At 73.6% G+C, this 9,619-nt stretch carries 12 protein-coding genes; 10 read left to right on the top strand and 2 right to left on the bottom strand.

Annotation, left to right across the window (positions count from 1 at the left end):
- Positions 1–214 precede the first annotated feature (214 nt).
- The gene (locus WD794_11485; GenBank protein MEX2290933.1) at positions 215–622 is read left to right on the top strand and encodes an ATP-binding protein; all 408 of its coding nucleotides are present in this window, start codon (positions 215–217) and stop codon (positions 620–622) included.
- Here the strand turns inward: WD794_11485 and WD794_11480 are convergent.
- Complete coding sequence (locus WD794_11480; protein MEX2290932.1) at positions 619–1,182, bottom strand: hypothetical protein; 564 nt, start codon at positions 1,180–1,182, stop codon at positions 619–621. The two genes, WD794_11485 and WD794_11480, sit on opposite strands and share 4 nt — an antisense overlap.
- 189 nt (positions 1,183–1,371) lie before the next feature.
- Here WD794_11480 and WD794_11475 point away from each other — a divergent pair, with 189 nt between their 5' ends.
- The 3 genes from WD794_11475 to WD794_11465 all read left to right on the top strand — a co-directional run bounded on the left by WD794_11475 (position 1,372) and on the right by WD794_11465 (position 4,543).
- Positions 1,372–2,604, top strand: coding sequence for a PP2C family protein-serine/threonine phosphatase (locus WD794_11475; GenBank protein MEX2290931.1), 1,233 nt, complete (start codon positions 1,372–1,374; stop codon positions 2,602–2,604).
- A gap of 184 nt (positions 2,605–2,788) precedes the next feature.
- A complete protein-coding gene (gene pafA, locus WD794_11470) occupies positions 2,789–4,147 on the top strand; it encodes a Pup--protein ligase (GenBank protein MEX2290930.1) in 1,359 nt (452 codons plus the stop codon).
- A 12-nt stretch (positions 4,148–4,159) separates the two neighbouring features.
- Positions 4,160–4,543, top strand: coding sequence for an FKBP-type peptidyl-prolyl cis-trans isomerase (locus WD794_11465; GenBank protein MEX2290929.1), 384 nt, complete (start codon positions 4,160–4,162; stop codon positions 4,541–4,543).
- 57 nt (positions 4,544–4,600) lie between these two features.
- Here WD794_11465 and WD794_11460 read toward each other — a convergent pair whose 3' ends face one another.
- Positions 4,601–5,647 (bottom strand): DUF3866 family protein, encoded by a 1,047-nt coding sequence (locus WD794_11460; GenBank protein ID MEX2290928.1) that lies wholly within the window; start codon positions 5,645–5,647, stop codon positions 4,601–4,603.
- Between the two features lie 42 nt (positions 5,648–5,689).
- On the opposite strand from WD794_11460, the gene WD794_11455 reads away from it, so the two are divergent.
- From WD794_11455 to tatC, 6 genes are all read left to right on the top strand, one after another.
- Complete coding sequence (locus WD794_11455) at positions 5,690–6,646, top strand: WYL domain-containing protein (GenBank protein ID MEX2290927.1); 957 nt, start codon at positions 5,690–5,692, stop codon at positions 6,644–6,646.
- Positions 6,643–7,596 carry a WYL domain-containing protein gene (locus tag WD794_11450; GenBank protein ID MEX2290926.1) on the top strand — a complete coding sequence of 318 codons (954 nt, stop codon included), beginning with the start codon at positions 6,643–6,645 and terminating at the stop codon, positions 7,594–7,596. Before WD794_11455 ends, WD794_11450 begins: the two co-directional genes overlap by 4 nt.
- A gap of 122 nt (positions 7,597–7,718) precedes the next feature.
- On the top strand, positions 7,719–8,051 hold the full coding sequence (locus WD794_11445; GenBank protein MEX2290925.1) for a hypothetical protein: 333 nt from the start codon (positions 7,719–7,721) through the stop codon (positions 8,049–8,051).
- Positions 8,052–8,072: 21 nt separating this feature from the next.
- The gene (locus tag WD794_11440; GenBank protein ID MEX2290924.1) at positions 8,073–8,330 is read left to right on the top strand and encodes a hypothetical protein; all 258 of its coding nucleotides are present in this window, start codon (positions 8,073–8,075) and stop codon (positions 8,328–8,330) included.
- A 55-nt stretch (positions 8,331–8,385) separates the two neighbouring features.
- On the top strand, positions 8,386–8,634 hold the full coding sequence (gene tatA / locus WD794_11435; protein ID MEX2290923.1) for a Sec-independent protein translocase subunit TatA: 249 nt from the start codon (positions 8,386–8,388) through the stop codon (positions 8,632–8,634).
- Positions 8,635–8,709: 75 nt separating this feature from the next.
- On the top strand, positions 8,710–9,534 hold the full coding sequence (gene tatC / locus WD794_11430) for a twin-arginine translocase subunit TatC (GenBank protein MEX2290922.1): 825 nt from the start codon (positions 8,710–8,712) through the stop codon (positions 9,532–9,534).
- Positions 9,535–9,619: the final 85 nt, after the last annotated feature.

The following is a 9,619-nucleotide window of genomic DNA, read 5'->3' as shown; positions in this document are numbered from 1 at the left end:
TGCCTGTTCACGACGCGCCCGAACCAGCCACTACTCGCGGATCTGGGTCAGACGGAGCCGGTCCGCCCGGCTGTCGTCACCGCTGGCTGGACGTGGCGCGCCCGGAGCACGCCCCGTGGACGGTACTGCGGAACGGGCGAACCCGCCATTAAGGGACGAGACGCGTCCCGTCGACGCTCGCTTTCGATGAGCAGCGGCGGGGTACGCACGCCAGATGACCGCCCCCGAGCCGCCCGGCGAGGGCGCCGTCGCCGACGAGCCGGGGCTGGTCGTCGCCAGCGCCCCGCGCAGCGTCGCGCTGGTCCGGCGGTACGCGCTGGACGCCTGCGCCGCGCTCGGCTGGGACGACTCCGCCGACACCGTCGCGCTGCTCGTCAGCGAGATGGCGACCAACGCCGTCCTGCACGCCTACGGCTCGGAGATCCGCGTCCGCGTCCTCGACCGCGGGCTCCGGCTCCGCGTCGAGGTGCACGACGGCAGCCCTGCGCTTCCCGTTCCCCGGAACGCTCCCGCGCGAGACGAGGACGGCCGCGGCCTCGCGCTCGTCGAGGCCCTCGCCGTCGGGTGGGGCGCCGACCTTGCGCCCGGCGGCAAGACCGTCTGGTTCGAGGTCGGGATCTAGGACCGGCCAGCCCCGTCGTCGCCGGCGCCGTCGCCGCCTCTCTCGTCGTGGTCGGCGTCCGCAGCGCGGTCCGCCGCGGCGGCCTCCCGGTCCTTGTCGCTGGCCTTCCGGTCGCCCTCCGCCGCCATCCGGTCCAGCGCCGACTCCTCACGCGCCCCCGCCGCCGCGTCCCGCCGCTCCGCCGCACGCGCCCGCGCCTCCAGCAGCGACACCCGGTCCTGCGCCGAGCCATCCCGATCCTGGCCCGCATGAACCCGATCCGTCGCCGACCAACCACGGTCCCGCGCCGCAGCCAGATCCGCGTCCGTCCCGCCGGACCGCGAGTCCGCGGCGTCGTCACGGGCCTCCGCAGCCCGGTCCCGCCGCTCCGCCGACGCATCCCGCCGGTCAGCCGCCTCGACCAGCGCGACCACATCTGGGCCGGACTGGCCGCTGCGCAGGTCCCGCAGGTCCGCCGCGGCGTCCCGCCTGTCCGCGGCGCGGTCCCGCTCGTCCGCCACCTCGTCCCGACGGTCCGCCTCCGCGTCGCGATCGTCCGCGTCCCGGCGCCGTTCCCTCATGTCGTCCCCTTCTGCGTCCGGCACCCGCCGCGCACGCGCAGGCTAATGCTGCAGTCGGAGGCCGGCCAGGCGCGGCGGGACCGCCCCGGTCGAGTAACCAGCCACCGGGTCTCGCCGGAAACAGGAGGCGTCAGCCGTGCCGGTAGGTCGCGGCCAGTCTCTGACCCGGTTGCGCCCTACGCTCCAGACATGCCCCTCGAGCGCGCGGTCGACCTCCGGGCGCTGCTCGACGCGGCGGAGTCGGCGTCCCCGACCGACGGCGTGGACGCGCTCGCCGCCGAGCTCGCCAAGAACATCGGCGCAGCCGAGGTCGGCTTCCTCATCGCGGACATCGTCGGCGGGACGCTCGTCCGGCTGGCACGGGCCGGAGCCGGCAGCAAGCCCTCCCGCGCACGCGAGGCAGCCGACACCGTACCCATCGACGGGACCGAGGCTGGCCGCGCGTTGCGCACCCAGACGGTGAGATCGGCGCCTGCGGCGGACGGCGACGGAGTGTGGGTGTTCGCGCCCGTGACCGAACGCGGCGAGGCCGTCGGCGTGCTGGAGCTGCTCCTGCCGGTCGAGCCGGACGCCGAGACCGCCGGGTACCTCGCCTCCGCCGCCCACGCGCTCGCCTACGTCGTCATCGCCGACCGCCGCTACACCGACCTGTACGAGTGGGGCTCGCGCAGCGCGCCGCTGACGCTGGAGGCCGAGATCCAGCGGCGCCTCCTGCCGACGTCCTACACCTGCGAGGCCGGCCAGTTCACCCTCGGCGGCTGGCTCGTCCCGGCCTCCTCCGCCGGCGGCGACACCTTCGACTACGCCCTCGACCGGGACGTGCTGCACATCAGCATGACCGACGCGATGGGGCACGGCGTCGCCGCGGCGCTGCTCGCGACGCTCACCGTCGGAAGCCTGCGCAACAGCCGCCGCGCAGGCTTGCCCCTGACCGAGCACGCCCGCCAGGCCAACACACACCTCATCGAGCACGCCAGCGACGACCAGTTCGTCACCGGCCAGCTCCTACGCGTCGACCTCGCCACCGGCATCGTTCACGTCGTCAACGCCGGACACGTCCCGCCCCTGCTCGTCCGGGACGGCACGACTTCCGAGATCGCGCTCGACGCCGACCAGGCCTTCGGGATCGACCCCACGACCGACTACCGCGTGCAGGGCTTCACCCTGCGGCCAGGAGACCGACTGGTGTTGCTCACCGACGGCATGCTCGAACGCAAGGCCCAGGCGGCCGACGTCCCGGGGCTGCTGGCCGACGTCTGCGACCTGCACCCCCGCGAAGCGGTCCAGACCCTCACTGCAGCCGTCTCGACAGCCGCCGGCAGCGAGCTGGAGGACGACGCGACCGTGCTCATCCTCGACTGGTACAGCGGACCAGCACGCGACGCCAGCGCGGGCTCGACGGACGAACGCGCGTCGCGCTGACCCCGTCGGCAAGCGACCTTGAGCGCGTCGGGGAGGCACGATGCAAGCAGGGGAGCAGTCCGCCCCCTCGCGTACGACCACTGGTGGAGTAGTCGCACGCTGATGCCCGCGGTGGTGAGGGCGGGGGCTTGCCATGCGTCTCGCGGGCAGCGGTTGCACCCGGTTCCGTGCGAGGCTGCCACCTGTGGAGCGTCGAATTCTGGGGATCGAGAACGAGTACGGCGTGACCTGCACCTTCCGCGGGCAGCGCCGGCTCTCGCCGGACGAGGTCGCCCGCTACCTGTTCCGCCGGGTGGTGTCCTGGGGACGCAGCTCCAACGTCTTCCTGCGCAACGGCGCCCGGCTCTACCTCGACGTCGGCAGCCATCCGGAGTACGCCACCCCCGAGTGCGACCGGGCCGTCGACCTGGTCACCCACGACAAGGCGGGGGAGCGGATCCTGGAGGGGCTGCTCATGGACGCCGAGCGGCGGCTCCGTGAGGAGGGCATCGCCGGCGACATCTACCTGTTCAAGAACAACACCGACAGCGCGGGCAACTCCTACGGCTGCCACGAGAACTACCTGGTGGGCCGGCAGGGGGAGTTCTCCCGGCTGGCCGACGTGCTGATCCCCTTCCTGGTCAGCCGGCAGATCGTGGTCGGCGCCGGCAAGGTGCTGCAGACGCCGCGCGGCGCCGTCTACTGCGTCAGCCAGCGCGCCGAGCACATCTGGGAGGGCGTTTCCAGCGCCACCACCCGCAGCCGGCCGATCATCAACACCCGCGACGAGCCGCACGCCGACGCCGAGCGGTTCCGCCGGCTGCACGTCATCGTCGGCGACAGCAACATGAACGAGTGCACGACCCTGCTGAAGATCGGTGCCACCGACCTGGTGCTGCGGATGATCGAGGCCGGCGTGGTGATGCGGGACCTCACGCTGGAGAACCCGATCCGGGCGATCCGCGAGATCAGCCATGACGTCACCGGCCGGCGCAAGGTCAAACTCGCCAACGGCCGGGAGGCCAGCGCGCTGGAGATGCAGCGCGAGTACTACGGCAAGGCGGTCGACTTCATCGCCCGGCGGGGCGGCGACGACGTCGTCCAGCGGGTGCTCGACCTGTGGGGCCGCACGCTGACCGCCGTCGAGACCGGGGACCTGTCGCTGGTCGACCGGGAGATCGACTGGGTGACCAAACACCAGGTGATCGAGCGCTACCGCCTCAAGCACGACCTGCCGCTGTCCAGCCCGCGGGTCGCCCAGCTGGACCTGGCCTATCACGACGTCAACCGCAGGCGTGGTCTGTACTACCTGCTCGAGCGCACCGGGGCGGTGGAGCGGGCCACCACCGACCTGGCCGTGTTCGAGGCCAAGTCGGTGCCGCCACAGACGACGCGCGCCCGGCTGCGCGGGGAGTTCATCCGGCGCGCGCAGGAGAAGCGGCGGGACTTCACCGTGGACTGGGTGCATCTCAAGCTGAATGACCAGGCGCAGCGCACTGTGCTGTGCAAGGACCCGTTCCGCGCGGTCGACGACCGGGTGGACAAGCTCATCGCCAGCATGTGACACCCTGGCCGGATGAGTCCCGCAGCCACTGACAAGCCCTCCGTCGAGATCCCCGACGGCCCGCCCCCGACCGGCCTGGTGATCGACGACCTCACCGTCGGCGACGGTCCGGAGGCCACCGCCGGCACCACCTGCACCATGCAGTACGTCGGTGTCGCCTGGTCGACCAAGCAGCAGTTCGACGCCTCCTGGGACCGCGGCCAGCCGTTCAGCTTCGGCCTGGGCCAGGGCAGCGTCATCTCCGGCTGGGACCAGGGTGTGGCCGGCATGAAGGTCGGCGGGCGACGCCGGCTGACGATCCCGCCGGAGCTCGGTTACGGCTCGCGTGGCGCCGGCGGCGTCATCCAGGGCGGCGAGACGCTGGTCTTCGTGGTCGACCTGCTGGGCGTCCGCTGACCAGGTAGGAGCGCAGCGCGCGTCCGCCCGAGCGGCGTCGGCGTACCTGCTCGCGCCTCACAGCAGCGCTGCGGCGTGCCGCCCGGCGGCGGCCGCCGCGACAAAGGCCAGCGGGTCGTCGTCGAGGCCCCGACCCATCGACGACAACAGCGGCGACCACGGGCGCAGGATCTCGACCAGGTCGTCGTCCCGCACGTCCACCCGGCGGTGGCGCGGGAACAGGTCGGCCCCCACCAGTTCGGCGTACGAGGCCGGCACCACCACGTCGGCCGGCGCGAGCGCGACCCGCCCGTACGCCGTGGTGCTGTGGTGACTGACGCCGCAGTGCCGGGGGCGGCGGTCGGCCTGCGACATCCGCAGGACGGCGACCGGCCGTCCGCCGACCGCGGCAGCGGCGTTGACCGCCTCGCCGGCGGCGACTCCGGAGAACCCCCACGTCGTCCCGGTGCCGAGGTTGCCCGGCCCCTGCGTGACGACGACGATCTCGGCCTGCTGCACCCGCACCGCGGCGAGCAGCCCGCTGTGCAGCGTCACGGCCTCCAGGTCGCCACCGAAGGCCTGCCCGACGGTGACGGTGCCGGCCAGCCTCGGCGCCAGGGCCGCAACCGCCCGGCTGAACCACAGCGGCAGGGCGCCGCCGTCGGTCATCACGTACGACACGCGGGTCGCCGGCCGCGCCTCCAGCACCCCCGCCAGCACGGCGGGCAGCGAGGAGTGCAGGTCGGCCACGACCACCGGCGTTCCCGGCAGGAGGTCGTCCCCGGCGAGCAGGTCATGGCTGGGGGAGTCCTGCTCGTCCGCGCCCAGCACCACCGTCTGCAGCGGCGTGTAGCGGGCCTTCACCAGATGGCCCACGCCTTCCCGGTCGGCCGGCAGCCGCTCCGGCAGGGCCACGACCAGCGCGTAGCCGCCAGTGCCCAGCCCGAGGTCGAGCGCGCCGACGTTCACCAGCACGACGTCGCCGACCTGCGGCTGCCCGACCAGCGGCGGGTGGGCGAGCGCCCTCAGCACGCTGCCGTCGACATCGACGTCGAGCTCCTGCGCACCGGACCAGGACGGGCCCAGCGCCACGACCTCGCCGCGCCGCCACTGGACGCCTGTCACTGTGCCCCCTCGCAGCCCGGCCCTCAGGCTAACGTCGGCTGCGTGTCCGCCAAGAAGACCGAGCGGTTGCTCAACCTGGTGATCTGCCTGCTGCACACCCGGCGGTTCCTGTCCGTGCAGGAGATCCGCGCGGCGGTGCCCGGCTACGCGCAGGACACCGAGGAGTCCTTCCGGCGCATGTTCGAACGCGACAAGGAGGAGCTGCGCGACGTCGGTATCCCGCTCGAGACCGGCACCAACAGCGCCGTCCACGACGACGAGCCGGGCTACCGGATCGCCCGCCGCGACTACGAGCTGCCGCCGATCACGCTGGAGCCGGACGAGGCCGCCGCACTGGGCCTGGCCGCCCGGCTGTGGCAGTCCGCGCCGCTGGCCGGCGCCACCGGCACCGCGCTGCTCAAGCTGCGGGCCGCGGGCGTGGAGGCGCCGGTCGCGCCGGCCGCGCTCGAGCCGCGGGTCGGCGCCAGCGAACCGGCGTTCGCGGCCTGTCTGGCGGCCGTCCGCGACGGCCGGGCGGTCCGTTTCGGCTACCGCGCCAGCGGCGGGAAGGGGCCGCAGCAACGCGCCGTCCAGCCCTGGGGCGTCGTGTCGTGGCGCGGCCGCTGGTACCTCGTCGGGCACGACACCGACCGGGGCGCCGAGCGGGTCTTCCGGCTGTCCCGCATCGTGGGGGAGGTGGCCCCGCTCGGGGAGCCGGGGGCGGTCGTGCCCCCCGAGGGGGTGGACCTGCGCGCGATGGTGGCCCGGATGGCGACCGACGAACCGCGCGAGACCGCCCGGGTGTCGCTGCGCGACGGCGCCGGCTGGGAGCTGCGCCGCGAGGCGACGGCCAGTGCGGCCGATCCCGACCGGGCCGGCTGGACGGTGTACGACATCGGCTTCGCCGACCCCGAGCGGCTCGCCGACCGGGTGGTCGGCTTCGGCGCCGATGCCGTCGTCCTGGACCCGCAGAGCGCCCGCGCGGCGGTCGTCCGCCGACTGCGGGGGCTCGCGTCGTGAGCGGCACGCGAGGGCAGCTTCCCCGCCTGCTGGCGCTGGTGCCGTACCTGCTGGCCCGACCGGGGGTGCGGCTGGCGGACGTGGCTGCGGACTTCGGCGTCGACGAGGAGCGGCTGCGCGCGGACCTCAACCTGCTCTGGGTCTGCGGACTGCCGGGACACGGGCCGGGCGACCTGATCGACGTGGAGTTCGAGGGGGACACCGTCACCCTGCTCGAGCCGGCCGGGGTGACCCGGCCGCTGCGACTGACGGTCGACGAGGCGCTGGCCCTGATCGTGGCGCTGCGCGCGCTCGCGGACACGCCCGGGCTGGAGGAGAAGGACGCTGTCGACCGGGCGCTGATCAAGGTCGAGCAGGCCGCGGGCGACGCCGCCGAGCCGGCGCACCGCGTCGAAGTGGCCGTCGAGGGCGAGCAGCGGGTACTCCCGGTCGCGCGCCGCGCCCTCGACCAGGGCCGCCGGCTGCACCTGTCCTACTACGTCCCCGGGCGCGACGAGACCACCGAGCGGGACGTCGACCCGATGCGGCTGCTGCTCGTGGAGGGCCGCAGCTACCTGGAGGCGTGGTGCCGCCGGGTCGACGGGGTGCGGCTGTTCCGCCTGGACCGGGTACGCGAGGTGACCCTGCTCGAGCAACCGGCCGCACCGCCGCCGGAGGCCGCACCCCGCGACCTGTCCCAGGGGCTGTTCCGGCCGGCCCCGGACGACCTGCTGGTCACCCTGGCGCTGCGTCCCGAGGCGGCCTGGGTGGCCGATTACCACCCGTGCGAGTCGGTCACGCAGTCGGGCGGCGGAGGACTGGTCGTGCACCTGCGGGCGCGGGACACCGGCTGGGTGCGCCGCCTCGCCCTGCGACTGGGCGACTCCGGACGGGTGCTGGCACCGGCTGAGCTCGCCCAGTCGGTCCGCGCCGACGCGGCGTCGGCACTGGCTGCCTACCAGGAGGGCTGATCCGCCTCTGGGCAGCCGTCACCACGACGAGTGATTGAGCCGCGAAGAAGTCAAGCAGTTGCCGGCCCCTGCCGAAGAAAGCGGTGTCGCACGCCGTGCGGCACGACGAGGGAGAGCGGGCCATGACCACCATCAAGGCGACCTGCCCGAGCTGTGGCGAGGTCGAGCTCACGCCCGCCGACCTCTCGCTCATGGTCTGCAGCCACGCGCCACTGTCCTACTACGCGTTCCGCTGCCCGGGCTGCCTCGACGAGGTACGCAAGCCGGCCGACGACCACGTCGTGTCCCTGCTCGTCTCCGGAGGCGTGCCGGCTCAGGTCTGGGACCTGCCCGCCGAGGCGCTCGAGTCCAAGGACGGCCCGCGGCTGTCCTACGACGACCTGCTGGACTTCGGGCTGCAGCTGGGCGAGACCGACCTGCTCGCCGCCGTCGCCGCGGCCTGCGTCCGGAGCTGACCGGCACGCTAGCCTCGGCAGGTGTTCTGGCTCCTGCTCGCCGTCCTGGTACTGCTCTCCCTCGCCCTGCTCGCAGCGGTCCTGCTCACGTTGTGGCGGCAGGTCACGCAGCTGGGCGGCAGGCTGCGTACGGCGACCGCACTGGCCGAGCAGAGCCTTGCCGCTCTCGACGACGCCCGGCCGGCCGCCCCGCCCCGGGCCGGACCGTGCCCCACCTGCGGCGCGCCCGCCCGACTGCTCACCTCCCGGCCACCTGCGCGTCGCCGCGCGGACCGCTGACGGCGACCTGCAGGCGTAGGCTCGACCGCGTCGTCAAGTGCGGAGGAGCGGAATCGTGTCGTTGCCCGGTGGCTGGGAGCTGGTCCTGGTCGTGCTCGTCATCATGGTGCTGTTCGGGGCCAAGCGGCTTCCGGAGGCCTCGCGTTCGCTCGGCCGCTCGATGCGGATCTTCAAGGCCGAGACCAAGGGGCTGCGCGACGACAGCGACACCACCATCGCGGGCAGCACGCCTTCCGACACCACAGTGACCGCCACCCAGGAGCCGCTACCGGCCGCCGATCCCACGCAGCCGCGCCAGCCGTAGGTGGCCGGCCCCGTTCGCGGACCGGCCCGACGTCCTGCCCGCAAGAGCCGGCAGGCACGCCCGCCCGACGGCCGGATGGCTCTGGCCGAACACCTGCGCGAGCTGCGCAACCGGCTGGCCGTCTCGCTGCTGGCCCTGGCCGTCTGCGTCGTCGTCGCGCTGCTCCTGCGCGAACACATCTTCGATTTGCTGAAGCGCCCGTACTGCGAGACCGAGGTGGCCAGGCAGGCCGCCGCACGTACGGGGAACCAGTGCGACCTCTACGCCTTCGGCCCGTTCGAGCAGCTGGCGGTCTCGCTGCGGGTCGCGCTCATCGCCGCGGTTCTCGCGTCGGCCCCGGTCTGGCTCTACCAGCTCGGCGCCTTCATCACCCCGGCGCTGCACCGCCGGGAGAAGCAGTACGCCGCGGCCTTCCTCGCCGCGTCGCTGGTGCTCTTCTCGACCGGCATCGTCTTCGCCTACTTCACGATCTCGCGAGGGCTGCAGTTCCTGCTGTCCTTCGGCGGCGAGGGCATCGTCACGCTGCCTTCGATCCAGAGCTACCTGTCCTTTGTCACGCTGACGCTGCTGGCCTTCGGCGTGGCGTTCCTGTTCCCGGTCCTCGTGCTGTTTCTGAACATCGTCGGCGTCTTCCCCGCAGCGCGGATGCGGTCCTGGCGGCGCGGGATGATCGTCGGCATCGCGGTGGCCGCCGCCGTGCTGACCCCCTCCCAGGACCCGTTCACGTTTCTGGCGATGGCGCTGCCGCTCTACGGGCTCTACGAGGGCTGCATCGTGCTCGCGCGGGTGCGCGAGCGGGCCCAGCGGCGGCGGCGCGCGGTCGAGCCGGGTGCCCAGGCACTGGAGCGGCTGAGCGACGACGAGACCTCAGCGCTCGAGGACGGCGCGGCCGGGCCCTGACCGACTTTCCCACCGGCCGCGCCGACGTAGCCTGAGGTCGTGACCAGCGAGGCGGTGTCGCCGGCCGAGCGCTACGCGGCGTTCC

The organism is Mycobacteriales bacterium, from assembly GCA_040902655.1.
Taxonomy (GTDB): Bacteria; Actinomycetota; Actinomycetes; order Mycobacteriales; family SCTD01; genus SCTD01.
This window is presented reverse-complemented; position numbering and strand designations above follow the sequence as displayed.